Source organism: Clostridium sp. AM25-23AC, from assembly GCF_003435125.1.
Classification (GTDB): Bacteria; Bacillota; Clostridia; order Lachnospirales; family Lachnospiraceae; genus Pilosibacter; species Pilosibacter fragilis.
The window spans coordinates 74,712-89,456 of record NZ_QWGI01000017.1; the positions used below are offsets into that span (position 1 = coordinate 74,712).

Genomic DNA, 14,745 nt, shown 5'->3' on the forward strand with positions numbered 1-14,745 from the left:
GAATGTAATATCTGCTGGAAATAGCGTAAGAATAATATCATAAAAATCAGAATATCTTGAATTACACATAAAATATATTTAATTTATAAAATTCAGATTCTCAATGATATCCCTCTTGAGTGCAATAAACTCCTCATTCAGCAGATTTCTTTCCCCGGATGGCGTCTTCACCGGATAAACATGCTTCACAAGCCCCTTTTCAATCATCACGATCTGGTCACCGAGGATCAGTGCTTCATCGATGCTGTGGGTCACGAACATGATGCTGGAACGTTCCTTCTGCTGAACGCGGAGAAGTTCCCTCTGCATCTGTTCCCTCGTGAAATAGTCGAGAGCCGCGAATGGCTCATCCATCAGGATAAAGGTTGGCTCGTAGGCCAGTGCCCTGGCGATGGCCGCGCGCTGTTGCATGCCGCCGGAAAGCTGTGATGGGTATGCCTTTTCAAAGCCGGACAGGTTCACCGTGGAGACGATGTCCTGAATCTTCTCCTGATCGACCTGATTTTTCTTCAAACCGAAAATAATATTGTTCCAGACATTGAGCCATGGCATGAGCCGCGGTTCCTGGAACACAAAGGCGGTCTTGTGGGCGCCGCCCCAGAGAACCTCACCGCTGTCGGCGGATTCCAGACCGCCGGTGAGCCGCAGCAGAGTCGTTTTTCCGCAGCCGCTCTGACCTAAGATCACGGTGATCTTTCCTTCCGGGATCTCGAGATCGACGCCGTTTAAGACAGGAAACATCCGGCCGTCAACCTGATATGTTTTATGAATGTCTTTTAATCTAATTCCAGCCATTTTCACCGGCTCCTTTCAGAAAGATGCTGATGAGAAGACCGAAGATCCGGTCTGTCAGATAACCTGCGATGCCGATGGCGAAGATGCCGACGATGACCTTGTCGGTCCGGGACATCTGCTGGGCAAACAGGATCATGTGCCCCAGACCGGTGGACGCTGCGACCATCTCCGCACCGATGATAGCGCGCCAGCTGTAGCCCAGACCGATGCGCATTCCTACGAGAATGTCCGCCATGGCGTAGGGCAGCATGATGCGGAAAAATTTTTGGCGTTCTGTGTAGCCAAACATGGTTCCAACCTCCAGAAGCTTCTGGTCACAGCCCGTAAATCCCTTGACGATGTTTAAATACATCGGGAAAAAGGAGGCCAGAACGATGATGACCGTCTTTGTAGTTTCGCCGATTCCGCACCATAAAATAAGTAGCGGGATCATGCTGAGCGGCGGTACGTTCTTGAAGAACTGCACCAGGTATTCATAGTAACCTGCGGAGGCCGGAATCATCGCCCGCAGCATGCCGAAGGCAAATGCCAGGATAAAGGCGATTACAAAGCCTTTTCCGACGCGCAGGAAGCTGATCCTTAAGTCACGGAAGAGTTCGCCGCTTTGCAGCATTTTGCAGAAGCTCTGGAAGACCCGCCCCGGGGATGGGAGCACATAGGAACTTAAGATGCCCGCGCGGCAGACGATATACCAGACGGCGAAGACCGCCAGGATACCGATGAGCGGTGGGAAATATTTTTTAAATTTCTGATTCATTGCACTCCATCTCCTCTGTGGCAGCCCTGAACACAGTACAAAAGCTCAATCAGTTTTGCGTTTTTCCAGTCATTGCCGGTCACATAGGATTCGATCGCCGGACGGCCGGATTTACTGACCACTGGAAACGGCAGGTCCTTAAAGAATCCAGGCGGGATCGGGCTTGCGTCCGGCGCAGGTTCCATTGGCTCGCCAAGTGTAGCGAGAAAGCGGTTCCATGGTACGAAATGTGTGTCTTTTAATTCCAACTTATTTCCCATGTCGGCTAAGATCCGGCATGGCGTTGTGATGATCTTTTCACCGTCCGCAAGATCCGGACGTTCTGCCAGTTCTCTTGCGCAGTGGATCAGGATCGGCTCAATATCCGCGATCCTGATCCCCGGCTGCAGGGAATGTACCAGAGATACCGCTGCCGGACATCTCGCGTCCGCAAAAGTTCCATCTGCATGTTCCAAAAGCTCCCGATACTTCCGAAGCACGATCTCGCCCCAGCTTTCCCGACAGACCACTCGCGTCAGGTCATGCTTCTTAAGCAGCTTTTCAAGTGCCGCCGCCGAGATCATCCTCTCTGATACCGGATTGATCCATAGATATGTCAAAGTAAAACCCCCTTCAATTAGGCATAACTAACCAACGCTGTTTAGCATAGCAGATTAGTAGGGAAATGTCAATTGGGAATATATGAAGATAGTAAAACAAAATTATTGAAAGATAATAGAATGAATCAGATTTAAGATAGCCTGCTTTTGCTCAGCAGTTAATAACTCCCACTGTTTGATTAAGGACAGCTGATCATCAGTAAGCTCGGTGCAGTTCTCTACAGCAAAAAATTGCGCAAGAGACAAGTCAAAAGCATCACAAATTCTTTGTAAAGATGGAATAGTAGGCAGCATTTTTTTACGGTACCAGGAAGAAATAGTAGATTGCGGAAGACCTGAACGGACTGATAACTGATATTCAGACCAGTTTCTGGCTAAACGCAAATCGGTGATTCTCTGAAGAACGTCAAACATGATGAAATACTCCCTTGTTGCTTGTGATTGTCATAATTATAGTGGGATTTATCGTTGTAAAATAGTTATGATTATAGTATAATAATTACGATAAAAATAACTATAAATCGTTAAAATTAGACGATTAGGGAGGATATTATGACGGAAAAGCAAAAAAAAGACTGCAAGAAAATTATAAATGTGGCAAGTGCATCAGCAGCTGTTGGAGGGGGATTAGCCCAAATTCCAGGAAGTGATTCAGTTCCTTTAGCAACAATTCAATTAACGATGACTATTTCACTTGGTAAAGTATTTGGAAAATCGTTAACGGAAAGTTCAGCAAAAGCAGCGATGGGATCGGCACTTGCCTCGCAAGTGGGACGAACAATTTCTCAAATAGCAATTGGTTGGTGGCCAGGAATTGGTAATGTAATTAATGGTGCGACAGCGGCAGCAGTGACTGAAGCACTTGGATGGGCATTGGCTAAAGAGTTTGATGAGGGACTTTTATAAAGATAAATCTATCGTCAAAAACGGAAAGGGAGAGTAAATTGGGTTTATTTGATGGTCTAAAGAAAAATAAAGAAGATGCTTCATTGACAAATTATCGGAAGACAGGTTTAAACACAAATTTATCTAATTATGGCTGGTATGAATGTGTCCATTGCCATAAAAAGTTTCGAAAAGGTGATATCGATATTGATCATATTCTTCCGCAAAGCAGAGGTGGAGGAAATCAACCGCAAAATTTACAGTGCTTATGTAAACATTGTAATCGCTCAAAGGGAAATGACATGAGTCAGACTAAAGTGGATCTTCGCCAGCGAAAACAATCTTATGGACAGTATAAAAGAGAAGAAATATTAAAGCCGAAACTTGAGGAAAAGAAGAAAGAGATAAGAGAAAATTACCTAAGTAAGTTGAGCAATGAAGAAATATTAAAGTGTTTGAAATCGTTAGATTTTAGAGATGGTTGGACAGAACTTAAGCGAGAAGCCAGAAAAAGAGGAATTATGTAATATGCTAAAAATAAAATCTTTCGCTTGTTAGAGAGACTAAGTGGAGGATTTTATTGTATTGATAAGAAGATAAGAAGTACTTAGAGAGTGGGATATATGCCCTACAAAAAAGAACATACGTTCGAAAAAAATATTTACAATTGGTACTCGATAGGGTATAATAATTTTAACAGGAGGAACGATATAGAGTACAAAAGAAATCGAGGGGATATGGTTCAAAGGGATTGTTAGATGTTAAAAATTATGATACTCTGATATTAAGAAATGAAAAGAAGTGATTGTATGGCAATGGCGAATGCGCAGAAAGCGGTTGAACTGTCTAATAAAGATTGGAATTTTATCGTCTGATTGGCGAAGGATTTAAAGATATACAGGATGGCAGAACAAGTACAATCAGCGAAGTGAGGGAAAAATTAGAAAAAGCAAGGGAAAAACGTGGCTAAAGTAATATTCGCGGGATCAGCAGAGCATGATCTGTTGGACATCGAGTATTATATTTTTACAAATCTTAAAAATCCCCAAGCGGTCCGTAGAATCTCCGATGGTATTTTAGATACAACAGGAAAATTTTTAAACTTAGAAGAGAAAACCGGAATGTGAAGCTATTATGAAATGGTGCTATGTTCCGGTTTTAATGTTAGGTGGTTTGGCTATGGGAGGAAGAAGAAAAATGGTATCTAAATATGAAAGAAGAAGGAAAAAACCAATAAAATCAAAATAGGAAGTGAACGTATGGATATAAAAAGGCATGTTTACCAGACATTACTCAAATGGAAAAATGACAATTGTCATACGACACTAGAGGTTAATGGTGCGAGGCAGGTAGGAAAGACGTATATCATTAACAAATTTGCAGATGAAAATTTTAGTCATAAAGTGTATATAAACTTATTTGAACTGAGCGGAGAACAGTTCATTTCCTGCTACCAAAAAGCATGCAATTGGCGGCCGGGAGAAGGACCGCGCCCTCAAGCTCCGCTACATGATGCATTTCGTCTGTTTGATGAAAATTTTTCAGACACAGAGGACACCGTTATTATCATAGATGAAATTCAAGAGTCAGCAGAAATTTATAACCGAATTCGTGAATTCACACGACAGTTTCGGTGCCGCTTTATTGTTACAGGCAGCTATCTTGGAAGAATCTATGAACCGGAATTTCGGTATTCAAGTGGGGATGTTACAAGTATTCAAATCTATACCTTATCATATGAAGAATTTCTGGAAGCAGCAGATACGGATCTATTTGAAAAATATAAGCTGCTTGGAAAAAAACTGGATTCAGTGACAGGGGCAGAATTAAAATCATGGTATGATATATATTGTCAAATTGGTGGTTATCCATCTGTTGTTCGTGAATACTTAAATTCAAAAAGTATAGAGCGAGCACGGAGTGAATTGATTAGAATCATTGATACCTTTATGAATGAATCAATTCGTTATTTTACAGATGTTCTTGACACTCAGGTATTTACGGATATTTTTCTTTCAATTTGCAGGATACTTGGCAGAGAAAAAAAGGGACTTGAAGAAGATAGTATCAGTGAAGAACTTCAAAAATTGGTAACAAGAGACTATTCCAGCAATATTAGCAAGGCAGTCTGCAACCGGGCAATTAGTTGGTTACGTTTTTGCGGCGTAATTGGATTTTGTGGGAAAATTATAGAAATGGACATTCTAAATTTTAAACCAGGATGCAGATGTTATTTTATGGATCTGGGATTAGCAAGTTATTATATGGCGCGAGTTGGGGCTGCACAAACAGAAATTGCAGGCATGCTGAGTGAAAACTTTGTATATATTAATTTGAAGAAGCGGCAGGATTTTCCAGAAGAAATTGCCTTTGAAATGCCAGCATTTGCGACTTTTAAGGGTGGAGAAGTAGATTTTGTGGTACAAGGTCTGAAGTCCTCCCGGAGATATGCAATAGAAGTGAAAACTGGAAAACACATTGGAAATACGGCAAAAAAAGTATTGGAATCGGGAAAAGCTGATTGTTTATTGTATTTGAAAGGTGATACGTTAGGGGGGCAGGAAGGAAAAATAGAGACCGTACCCATTTATCTTCTGGAAAAATTGAATTTTTAACTTGAAATCTTAGAAAGGCAGTGATATACTTTCAAACGTTGCTAAGCCCGCAAAAACCAAGGTCTTAAAGGGCTTTCGCCGATTCCCGGCGTAAGGTCATATACTTGCAGTATATGCCTTCCGCAGCATTCGTCAGATGTACATGCGAGCATGTCCGGCTGACTCATTGCTGTGCGAAAATGAATCGAGTGTTCGTGACCTTCCACTCGTAAAACAAAACTTACATCGGATTAAAAATGTAACAGTTTAAGGGCGTTTATATAGGTTTGTGCTTGAAGAATTTTGAGAAATGTGGACTGAAAAAAGTTTAGTGGTGTTCATAGGTATTCACGTGTAACTGTGTAAAAAATGTGTAGTAAATTATATACGGTATAATATGAAAAGAGATCGGACATTAGGTTGTCTGATCTCTTTTTTGGTATCCGATAGAGCATTTAGCATGAAAAGCTGGGCATTATAAGTGATCAGCGACAAGAGCCAGAGCCTGAATCGTACGTAAGTACTTTTCATATTGGATGGTTCCGGATTTTTTTGCTTCTTGGAGAGTGTTTAAAATAACTTCGTCGATAGTGGGGAGTTCTTCGCTGAGTAAATAATCGGCACTAATAGAGAAGGCTTTGCAAATTGATACGAAGGTCTCAAGGGACATGATTTTGATCCCACGCTCAATGTTACTGTAAAAAGAGGGCGATATGCCACATTTTTCGGCTGCGGCTTCTTGAGACAGACCTAACTCCTTGCGACGGAGTTGTATACGCTTTCCGAGTTCGTAATAATCAATGTCTTTCAAGTGACGTCCTCCTTTGATGTGTATAGATAATATTCTACCGAGAGTCGAGAGAAATAATAATATTCCATAAGAATAATAATTGCCCATTAGAATATATAGTGATATACTAATAAAAGGGATTATTCTCAAGGAATGCACGAGGGAGGAAGTATTATGGAAGAAAAATGCATGACCTGTGGCGGAAAATTGGGAATGCTTGGTGGAAAAGCTGTTCCGGGAGGAAGAATCTGCCCTAAGTGTGTATCACGTCTAGGGACGGAGATTATGAGGGAGATACAAACGTTCACCGCTGAGGATATTAAAGATTTTATAGCGGTAGATACTTCAGGAAGCCCATTATTATTGAAATATAGGGCAAATGTACGACTAATAGAAACCGAGGATAAACGTATTAAATCCTGGGATACGGAAATTGCAAGTGTAGAAAGGCAATATCAAAAAGAGATTAAAGAGGCCACGCAATATCGGAATCAATCAATAAAATCTTTGAAAAAAGACTTGGAGGAAATAAAAGCGAAACAAGGCGGATATTTAGAAGCTATTCAGATAGAAAATCATAATAGCCTTGTTGAAGATATAGAAGGCGGCTATCAGGAAGATGTTGAAACTTCAGAAAAGAATAGACGGGAGCTAATTGAGAGCGCGAGAGTAAATCAGAAAATAGACGAAAAAAATAAAGAAAAAGCACAAAATTCTTTGCAGGAATGTTTTGATGAGATTAAAAGAACAGCCATTACAGAAAGAATAAAGATGGATGAGAAAATAAAATCCGAGCGGGAAAAGGAAGAAAGAATCCAACAGGAAAGGGAAGAAAAAGCGCGTTTAAAAAGGGAGAAACAAAAAGAAAAGCAGAGAAAAAAGGAAGCAAACAAGAAAGAAATAAGGTTACAGGAAAAAACACAAACAGTAGTTCAAAAAACAGAGATGAAAAATTATTATGGTATCTTGGAAGTCTCGGAAAATGCGTCCTCAGAGGTCATTGAAATTTCATATCAAACATTGATAAAGAAATATCAAGATGGTACAGAGACTTCAAATAAAAAAGTTTTAGAGCTTAATGAAGCATATTATGTATTGTCAAATATAGAACGACGCAAGCAGTATGATAAATTACGAAAAGGACAGATTGCAAAAAGTCCACAAACGAATAGTGAAAAAATGGAAGGCGAGAAGTGGTATTATTCAGGTCTAGTTCTATTAGCAACGTACTGCTTGTGTATGCCGGTATCGTGGGTTTTAACATTTTTAAGATATAAGAATATTGAAAGGCAATCAGAAAGTTATAAAAAACGGACAAAAATTGCTGTTGGAATACAGGTTGGTTTATTAGCAGTATCAATAATTATATCAATAATAATCTCTATTATGTTTGGAGTTGTTGCATTTAAAGAAATCAAAAATGAAGACAATAAAAGTATAGAAGGCTCACTTGAAGCGTCGTATGAACAGGAGAGTCAAGAACATGTAAATGAAAATAATAGTGACTCTGTAGAACGTCCATATCGTACAAGTCTTGAAGAAAGCGAAACAACAAGCGGAGTTGTAAAACGCCCATATCGTTCAGGACCTGAAGGAAACGAAAGTGAGACACAACCGAGTGAATCAACAGTAGCAACAAGTGATGGACCAATAATTGATGATGATGTGGATTTATCCTTTTTATGGAGTTCAGACCATAGAACATCATGGTATTCCCAAACAACAGGATTGTATCTAATTACAGATTTTTATTTTCCAGATAGTCCTTATGGCGATACACCAAACGTTGTTTTTACATCAGCAGATGAGACCATAACAGCGGTAACAGCATATTATACGGAGTGCATCAGAATATCCAGAACTCCTAATGGTGGAATTGAATATTTGGCAAAATTGGAATCTGCGGATAGAGAAAACCCAGAAGATCTTGGAACAATTAAGATTATATGGAACTCATGGGAACAACTAGATTATCCGATAGTTGAAGTTGCTGATCCAAGCGTGGGATTAAAGGATATGTCCGTTATATCAGATGATTATGTATTTGAAAAAATGACGAGCTATGAAGAAGAATTTAGCGTTAGTTTTTAACAAATAAATTTCAAACCTTAAGGAGGAAAAACAATGTCAACAGGTTTAATGATTATTTTGCTTATTCTTTCAATTTTTATCACAGCTAAGGTATGTGGCATCTTGTTTAGGAATACAATAGGTACAGGAATGGCGTATATTACGCGTACATTTGTTGTATGGCTGATAGTTCTAGTGGTGCTTACTGGAATTTGTAGTGCTATAGGTCTGGTATAAATCTTACCTAGAAAATGAGGGATGAAATAATCCGGGGACTTTAATATATCTCGAATATAACAGCCATATGGACTTTCATATGGCTGTTATATTTTTTAATACCTATGTTCAATATACTCAAGCAACGCATCTCTAGGAATCTTCCAGCGGTTTCCAATTCGAAATCCTTCAATGTAATTATTGTGAAGCAAATCTAATAATGAGTTCTTTCCAATTTTTAAAACTTCACGACACTCATTAAAGGTCAAAATGTCTGGTGTATTATCTAACATGATATCATTTCTCCTTTGAAAAATTGGTTTATACCTGTTTGATACAGTTTATAAAAGTGTTTTGAAGTTTGACATCTATGGTACACGATGAAATTTCGATTATACATTATTTTTTTGAAATAAATTATGAAAAGGAGACGATGCACATGAAAACAGGAATGGAGATTTTGAGACTGGCAGGGAGACTTTCTGCAAAATTTATCATTTGGCTTGCAGGAAAATTAGAAAAGTAGGAAATACGAAAGGAGAATGTGACATGTCAGCAAATATAGAATCTATGTTTTATGTCAGAAAAACCCCGTGGCACGGTCTTGGAACCAGAGTTGAGTTTGCTTTAGACTCAAAGGAAGCTCTTGTGGCTGCTGGACTTGATTGGAAAGTCATTCAGAAATCCATCATGACCGATGACGGAAATTTAATTCCAGGCTTTAAAGCTAATATCCGAAATACAGATCATCAACTTCTGGGAGTGGTGACAGATCGTTACAAGGTCGTGCAGAACACGGACGCCTTCGCTTTTACAGATCAACTGTTAGGCGAGGGCGTTTCTTATGAAACTGCCGGATCGTTGCAGAACGGTCGCCGGACCTGGATACTTGCAAAGTTGCCGCAGAGATACATCATCAGCGGAGATGAGATAGAACCTTATCTCGTATTTATGAACTCCCACGATGGAACAGGAGCAATTAAAGCAGCGATGACACCGATCCGTGTTGTATGCCAGAACACGCTGAATCTTGCATTGAACACAGCCAAACGTGTATGGTCCACTAACCATACCGGAGACATGAAAGGAAAGATCATGGATGCCAGGGATTCTCTGCTCTATGCTGAAAAGTATATGGCGGAACTTGGAAAGACGATTGAGCGGATGAATCAGATCCGGTTATCTGATCGCCAGGTGCGGGAATATATCGACGCGCTGTTCCCTCTCTATGAGAAGCCAACACCACAGCAGACAAAAAATATTCTTCGCATGAAAGCGGATGTGATGGCACGGTATTATGATGCACCAGATCTGCAGGACGTCGGAAAGAACGGATATCGATTTATCAATGCGGTATCTGATTTTGCGACACATGCAAAACCTCTTCGAACGACAGCAAATTATAAGGAAAATTTATTTGCCCGAACGGTAGAGGGCAATGCCATGCTCGACCGGGCGTGTGAACTTTTAAAGAGAGCTTAATGGCAGCCTAGGGTTCTAAAATAAATGAAAATTTCTTATTGATATAGGGCAGGACGTAATTTATGCGATCCTTCCTTATATTTATTTAGCCAAAACGGAGGAAATCAAATGAGCGAGAAATACCAGAAAAGAGTCCTTGAGGACATGATGAAACGACCAATTCCCCGGAAATGGATCGGAATTGTAAAGCTGCAGATGGTAAGGGAAGGAAAAGTACTCTATGGAACAAGACGCTTCACATCCGCAGTGGATGCAGTCTCAATGGTGCGTCCGATATTTGCGCAGTCTGACCGGGAAATGATGGTGGTCATGAGCGTTAATACAAGACTAGAACCTCTGGCACTGGAAATTGTAGCGGTGGGAGGTGTAGATTCCTGTAATGTCGATATCAAAAATATTTTCAAACATGCATTGCTGAATAATGCATCATACATCATCTGTTTTCACAATCATCCGACAGGAGATCCTACGCCAAGCAAGGAAGATCGGCTGTTCACAAAGCGGCTGACATCTGCAGGACAAATTTTAAATCTTCCTGTCATAGACCATATCATTATGGGTGAAGAAACTTTTTACAGTTTTAAAGAGTATGGAGATCTGGAAGTATTTCCAGAAAATAATCCAGTTGCATAACACCAAAGATCACAAAAATTGAGGAGTAATACATATGGTAGAAACAAAATTGTCATTACAGAACGTAACAAGGGACGATTGGCTGCGTTTAAGAAAAAGCGGACTTGGCGGATCAGATGCCGGAGCTGTATGCGGGTTAAATCCTTATTCCAGTCCCCTGCAGGTCTTTTGTGATAAGACCACAGAAGAAGTACAGGACCATGATAATGAATCCATGCGGCAGGGCAGGGATCTGGAAGAATATGTCGCCAAGCGTTTCATGGAAGAAACAGGAAAGAAGGTACGGCGCTCAAATTTTATGTACCGTTCCGAGGAACATCCCTTCATGATTGCAGATGTGGATCGGTTAATTGTTGGCGAAGATGCCGGATTGGAATGCAAAACTGCCAATGCCTACAATGCAGACAAATGGAAAGATGGCAAAATCCCCGCTCACTACATTATCCAGTGCTGCCACTATATGGCTGTAACCGGAAAAAAGAGTTGGTACATTGCTGTCGTTATTTTAGGGCAGGAATTTAAGTATGCCAAAATCAGCTGGGATGATGAGATAATCCGGGATTTGATTACGGTGGAGGAGAACTTCTGGAAGAATCATATTCTTACGGGGATTGCTCCAAAACCGAATGGATCAGACGGAGATACTGCGCTTATTTCAAAACGATTTCCAACCTCCGCTACGGAAGAAGCTCTTCCGCTTGATTCTTTCGAATCCAGATTATACCGCAGAGCAGAGATCTTGGAACAGATGAAAACTCTCACGTTGGAACAGGAAAGGATTGATCAGGAGATCAAACTCTATATGGGCGATCACGCGGCTGCAAAAAGTGAGAATTTCCGGGTACGCTGGCAATCTGTAAACAGTGAACGTCTGGACAGCAAAGCTCTTAAAAATGCCGAACCAGAAATTTACCGGAAATATACAAAAAGCATATCGTCCCGGCGTTTTGTCGTGAGTCCAGCTACATAAGGGAAGGAGAATCTATATGGGATGTAAAGAAATCCGTCTGCTCCATGCAGATGAAATTGAATGCAGAATCGCAAGTGCATCAGAATACGGGGTGTCCCTCGTATTATACAAAGATGCAAGGGTCGATCAGAAAATCCTTGATGAAACATTTACTCCGTTTGGCTGGAAACGCAGCCATCAGATGATCGAAGGAAATCTTTACTGCACCGTTGAGATATGGGATCAGGAAAAAGACCAATGGATCGGAAAGCAGGATGTCGGGACGGAAAGCTATACAGAAAAAGAAAAGGGGCAGGCTTCTGACAGCTTCAAGAGAGCATGTGTGAATTGGGGAATTGGAAGGGAGCTTTACTCTGCTCCGTTTATCTGGATACCGAGAGAACTGGTCGCACTTCAGAAGATTAAAGAGAAATGGATAACGAAAGATCGGTTTCAGGTTCTTTCCATCGGTTATAACGAAAAGCGAGAAATCACAGACCTTCAGATTCAAAATCAGCAGGGAAAACTTGTCTACTCCTACTGTACCGGAAAGAAAGCAGAAGTGAAACCTGCCAGATCCAGAAATTCAAACGATGCTTCAACCGATGTGAAGCATCAACTAGCAGCAAAAGCCTTGCAGGAGCGCATGGATGAATTACAAAGAGAGCTGGACCGTACCGGAGTATCCTGGCAAACGGTATTAAAGCGTTACGGTTTGTACACCATCGATCAGATGACAGAAGAACAGTACCGGGATGCCATGGCAGGACTTAGAAAATCAAGATCGGTGGCTTAGAAAGGAGATTTATATGATACCAAGCGATGGAGTTTCTACATTATTTAAAGAAGCTGCGTTAAAACGAATCGAGCAGATTCTTCTTGCAGAATGGCGGGAGAAAAAGGATTTTTATCAAAGGGAAGGTCAAAAAAGAGAAAAACTGATCGAAAAAATGGATGATGCGGAGAAACAGATATTCGAAGAATATGTAAGAGTGGTTCTGGAAAACAACGCAGAAAAAGAAATGGCAATTTACGCAACTGGATTTATGGATGGAATATACACAGCCAGAAAAGTCATGGATCAGGAATATAAGTAAAACAGGAGGAAAAAATCGTGGAGATTAGAATTTCAAAAGAAGATTTCATGAAGATCATCAAACGTGTCGCAAAATCAATGCTTGGGAGTGTTTCTGCACTCAATGCTTCAACAATTATCTCAAATAATGAACTGATCTATCAAGGGACAAAAGCTTTAATTCGTGGAAATAGAGTCCATCGGGGTGTATATCTGGATGAGTTTTATAGTCTTCTCGACCATGAAACAGATCTTCGTGATAGCATCGGTAAAATGATTCTGGTGGATGTCAATTCAGCGGAGATCTCACATTTTGATTCAGTTTTTGGAGATCTTACAAACTGGGAACAGGTACGTTCGAAGGTCTTCTGTAAACTCATCAACCGGACAGGGAACTTAAAGCACCTGCAGATGATACCGAATACCCGATATCTTGATCTGGCAGTTGTATACAGCCTGGAATTTCACATCAGAAATTACATATACCGAATTGAAATCACAAATCAGATGATGAACCAGATGAAAATTTCCTTGGAAACACTTCACAAACAGGCACTTACCAATATGAAAGCAAAATTTCCTTACAAGGTTGAGACATTGGAAAATCTTATGCTGAATTTGACAGGCTTTGACCAGGAACATATTCCAGGCGGCAATTATATAAACCTGCCTGTATATGCCATGCAGAACCGTTTGGAAACAGACGGGGCATCCGTCCTTCTTGATTCAGAACCGTTTAAGAACCTGTCAGACCAGCTGGGTACCAATCTGATTGTGTTTCCATCATCAATTTACGAAGTGATGGCTCTGCCAGAGACACCGGATATGTCCTATGAAGACTTAAAATTACTTTTGATGAGAATCAATCTTGGTTATTTAACAGCATCGGAGCAGTTATCTCCTCACATTTATCGCTATGATCGGACTGAAAACGCATTAGAAATCGTAGATTAAAAGAATTGCCAGGGTGGAACTACTTACCGCCCTGGCAGTCTTCTTTTATAAAAAACCACTAAATCAATCATAAAATACACGGAGGAATAAGCATGAAAACATTAAGAGAATTTGCAGAAATGATTTTAAATCAGGTTTCCGAAAACATGGGATACCGGGGAGAAATCGTAGAAATTCCTAACAATAACGTAGAAAATCGTGTCGGACTTGCACTTTCAGAGCCAGGAAATAAGTTGTCGCCCATCGTTATGATAAGTGATCTTTATGAAGAATATAAAACAGAGGGCAATGAAAATATGCTTGGACCCTGGTGCCTCAAAGTGAAAACGAGATTCTTGCAGCAATTAGAAATGCAGGAGGATTTTCCTGATATCACAAAAATGCTGCAGCAAGGATATCCAGAATTAAAAAACCATATTCAAATGAAATTGATCAATGCTGCCGCCAATGAGCAGCATTTAAAAGATATTCCCTGGGTTCCATTTCTGGATCTGGCAATCACCTTCCGTCTGGCACTCGAATCCAATCAGGATATCTGCGTATTCACAGAAATAACCAACTCATTGCTGAAAATCTGGAATGCAACGTCGGATGAACTGTATCAAGCTGCTCTTACCAATCTGCAGGCGAATAATGATTACGTGTTCTGTGATCTTTTCGACTATTTATTTAAAGATATGCCTGAATTTTCAGGGATTTCCGACTCTGTTCCCACTGTAAAGTTATATATTTTGACAAATAATCAAGCTCAGTTTGGGGCTTATGAACTTCTGCGACCGAATATTCTCAAAGAAATTGCTGATAAATCAAACAGCGATCTGATCATTTTTCCCTGTTCTGTACACGAACTTCTGGTGCATCCATATGATGGAACAATTTCTATTGATTATATGCGCGAAACAGTTCATTGTTGTGGTCAAGCTTTTTTGTAACACTTGTGGCTAAA

The 14,745-nt window shown here is 40.4% G+C and carries 18 protein-coding genes; 12 read left to right on the forward strand and 6 right to left on the reverse strand.

All coding sequences use genetic code 11. The annotated features are described in order from the left end of the window. Nucleotides 1-78: 78 nt before the first annotated feature. The 4 genes from DW677_RS11405 to DW677_RS11420 form a co-directional block, all read right to left on the reverse strand. Nucleotides 79-795, reverse strand: coding sequence for an ABC transporter ATP-binding protein (locus DW677_RS11405; RefSeq protein ID WP_015552934.1), 717 nt, complete (start codon nucleotides 793-795; stop codon nucleotides 79-81). Next, a complete protein-coding gene (locus tag DW677_RS11410) occupies nucleotides 782-1,552 on the reverse strand; it encodes an ABC transporter permease (protein WP_117483566.1) in 771 nt (256 codons plus the stop codon). The genes DW677_RS11405 and DW677_RS11410 overlap by 14 nt, the downstream gene beginning before the upstream one ends. Beyond that, the gene (locus tag DW677_RS11415) at nucleotides 1,549-2,151 is read right to left on the reverse strand and encodes a hypothetical protein (RefSeq protein WP_117483565.1); all 603 of its coding nucleotides are present in this window, start codon (nucleotides 2,149-2,151) and stop codon (nucleotides 1,549-1,551) included. Before DW677_RS11415 ends, DW677_RS11410 begins: the two co-directional genes overlap by 4 nt. A 102-nt stretch (nucleotides 2,152-2,253) precedes the next feature. After that, nucleotides 2,254-2,565, reverse strand: coding sequence for a helix-turn-helix domain-containing protein (locus DW677_RS11420; protein WP_015552936.1), 312 nt, complete (start codon nucleotides 2,563-2,565; stop codon nucleotides 2,254-2,256). Nucleotides 2,566-2,703: 138 nt separating this feature from the next. Between DW677_RS11420 and DW677_RS11425 the strand changes: the two genes are divergently transcribed. The 3 genes from DW677_RS11425 to DW677_RS11440 all read left to right on the forward strand — a co-directional run bounded on the left by DW677_RS11425 (nucleotide 2,704) and on the right by DW677_RS11440 (nucleotide 5,651). After that, on the forward strand, nucleotides 2,704-3,057 hold the full coding sequence (locus tag DW677_RS11425) for a hypothetical protein (RefSeq protein WP_117567294.1): 354 nt from the start codon (nucleotides 2,704-2,706) through the stop codon (nucleotides 3,055-3,057). A 38-nt stretch (nucleotides 3,058-3,095) separates the two neighbouring features. Beyond that, nucleotides 3,096-3,563 (forward strand): HNH endonuclease, encoded by a 468-nt coding sequence (locus DW677_RS11430; protein WP_242992159.1) that lies wholly within the window; start codon nucleotides 3,096-3,098, stop codon nucleotides 3,561-3,563. 732 nt (nucleotides 3,564-4,295) lie between these two features. Next, nucleotides 4,296-5,651 (forward strand): AAA family ATPase, encoded by a 1,356-nt coding sequence (locus DW677_RS11440; RefSeq protein WP_015552938.1) that lies wholly within the window; start codon nucleotides 4,296-4,298, stop codon nucleotides 5,649-5,651. Nucleotides 5,652-6,105: 454 nt separating this feature from the next. On the opposite strand, the gene DW677_RS11445 is transcribed toward DW677_RS11440, so the two are convergent. Then, nucleotides 6,106-6,441 carry a helix-turn-helix transcriptional regulator gene (locus tag DW677_RS11445; RefSeq protein ID WP_117567296.1) on the reverse strand — a complete coding sequence of 112 codons (336 nt, stop codon included), beginning with the start codon at nucleotides 6,439-6,441 and terminating at the stop codon, nucleotides 6,106-6,108. Between the two features lie 153 nt (nucleotides 6,442-6,594). On the opposite strand from DW677_RS11445, the gene DW677_RS11450 reads away from it, so the two are divergent. Both DW677_RS11450 and DW677_RS11455 read left to right on the forward strand, forming a co-directional pair. Continuing rightward, a complete protein-coding gene (locus DW677_RS11450) occupies nucleotides 6,595-8,511 on the forward strand; it encodes a J domain-containing protein (RefSeq protein ID WP_181968344.1) in 1,917 nt (638 codons plus the stop codon). 33 nt (nucleotides 8,512-8,544) lie between these two features. Continuing rightward, nucleotides 8,545-8,727 carry a hypothetical protein gene (locus DW677_RS11455; RefSeq protein WP_117567300.1) on the forward strand — a complete coding sequence of 61 codons (183 nt, stop codon included), beginning with the start codon at nucleotides 8,545-8,547 and terminating at the stop codon, nucleotides 8,725-8,727. A gap of 95 nt (nucleotides 8,728-8,822) precedes the next feature. Here the strand turns inward: DW677_RS11455 and DW677_RS11460 are convergent, their stop codons facing one another. Next, complete coding sequence (locus DW677_RS11460; RefSeq protein ID WP_117468948.1) at nucleotides 8,823-8,999, reverse strand: helix-turn-helix domain-containing protein; 177 nt, start codon at nucleotides 8,997-8,999, stop codon at nucleotides 8,823-8,825. Nucleotides 9,000-9,255: 256 nt separating this feature from the next. On the opposite strand from DW677_RS11460, the gene DW677_RS11465 reads away from it, so the two are divergent. The 7 genes from DW677_RS11465 (at nucleotide 9,256) to DW677_RS11495 (ending at nucleotide 14,731) form a co-directional block, all read left to right on the forward strand. Continuing rightward, nucleotides 9,256-10,188, forward strand: a complete 933-nt coding sequence (locus DW677_RS11465; protein ID WP_117567301.1) for a DUF932 domain-containing protein — start codon at nucleotides 9,256-9,258, stop codon at nucleotides 10,186-10,188. Between the two features lie 108 nt (nucleotides 10,189-10,296). Continuing rightward, nucleotides 10,297-10,821 (forward strand): JAB domain-containing protein, encoded by a 525-nt coding sequence (locus DW677_RS11470; protein WP_242992160.1) that lies wholly within the window; start codon nucleotides 10,297-10,299, stop codon nucleotides 10,819-10,821. A gap of 34 nt (nucleotides 10,822-10,855) precedes the next feature. Beyond that, nucleotides 10,856-11,791, forward strand: coding sequence for a lambda-exonuclease family protein (locus tag DW677_RS11475; protein ID WP_117468950.1), 936 nt, complete (start codon nucleotides 10,856-10,858; stop codon nucleotides 11,789-11,791). 16 nt (nucleotides 11,792-11,807) lie between these two features. After that, a complete protein-coding gene (locus DW677_RS11480; RefSeq protein ID WP_181968345.1) occupies nucleotides 11,808-12,566 on the forward strand; it encodes a hypothetical protein in 759 nt (252 codons plus the stop codon). After that, nucleotides 12,526-12,867, forward strand: a complete 342-nt coding sequence (locus DW677_RS11485) for a hypothetical protein (protein ID WP_133304033.1) — start codon at nucleotides 12,526-12,528, stop codon at nucleotides 12,865-12,867. The genes DW677_RS11480 and DW677_RS11485 overlap by 41 nt, the downstream gene beginning before the upstream one ends. A gap of 17 nt (nucleotides 12,868-12,884) precedes the next feature. Continuing rightward, a complete protein-coding gene (locus tag DW677_RS11490; protein WP_117468952.1) occupies nucleotides 12,885-13,799 on the forward strand; it encodes a DUF5688 family protein in 915 nt (304 codons plus the stop codon). Between the two features lie 92 nt (nucleotides 13,800-13,891). After that, entirely contained in the window at nucleotides 13,892-14,731 is an 840-nt protein-coding gene (locus DW677_RS11495; RefSeq protein WP_117567303.1) for a DUF5688 family protein, read from the forward strand. Nucleotides 14,732-14,745 lie beyond the last annotated feature (14 nt).

Excerpts from the sequence above, each read along its gene's own strand:
- DW677_RS11405 (WP_015552934.1), bottom strand. The coding sequence starts at position 795 with ATGGCTGGAATTAGATTAAAAGACATTCATAAAACATATCAGGTTGAC.
- DW677_RS11410 (WP_117483566.1), bottom strand. The coding sequence starts at position 1,552 with ATGAATCAGAAATTTAAAAAATATTTCCCACCGCTCATCGGTATCCTG.
- DW677_RS11420 (WP_015552936.1), bottom strand. The coding sequence starts at position 2,565 with ATGTTTGACGTTCTTCAGAGAATCACCGATTTGCGTTTAGCCAGAAAC.
- DW677_RS11425 (WP_117567294.1), top strand. The coding sequence starts at position 2,704 with ATGACGGAAAAGCAAAAAAAAGACTGCAAGAAAATTATAAATGTGGCA.
- DW677_RS11440 (WP_015552938.1), top strand. The coding sequence starts at position 4,296 with ATGGATATAAAAAGGCATGTTTACCAGACATTACTCAAATGGAAAAAT.
- DW677_RS11450 (WP_181968344.1), top strand. The coding sequence starts at position 6,595 with ATGGAAGAAAAATGCATGACCTGTGGCGGAAAATTGGGAATGCTTGGT.
- DW677_RS11455 (WP_117567300.1), top strand. The coding sequence starts at position 8,545 with ATGTCAACAGGTTTAATGATTATTTTGCTTATTCTTTCAATTTTTATC.
- DW677_RS11460 (WP_117468948.1), bottom strand. The coding sequence starts at position 8,999 with ATGTTAGATAATACACCAGACATTTTGACCTTTAATGAGTGTCGTGAA.
- DW677_RS11465 (WP_117567301.1), top strand. The coding sequence starts at position 9,256 with ATGTCAGCAAATATAGAATCTATGTTTTATGTCAGAAAAACCCCGTGG.
- DW677_RS11470 (WP_242992160.1), top strand. The coding sequence starts at position 10,297 with ATGAGCGAGAAATACCAGAAAAGAGTCCTTGAGGACATGATGAAACGA.
- DW677_RS11475 (WP_117468950.1), top strand. The coding sequence starts at position 10,856 with ATGGTAGAAACAAAATTGTCATTACAGAACGTAACAAGGGACGATTGG.
- DW677_RS11480 (WP_181968345.1), top strand. The coding sequence starts at position 11,808 with ATGGGATGTAAAGAAATCCGTCTGCTCCATGCAGATGAAATTGAATGC.
- DW677_RS11485 (WP_133304033.1), top strand. The coding sequence starts at position 12,526 with ATGCCATGGCAGGACTTAGAAAATCAAGATCGGTGGCTTAGAAAGGAG.
- DW677_RS11495 (WP_117567303.1), top strand. The coding sequence starts at position 13,892 with ATGAAAACATTAAGAGAATTTGCAGAAATGATTTTAAATCAGGTTTCC.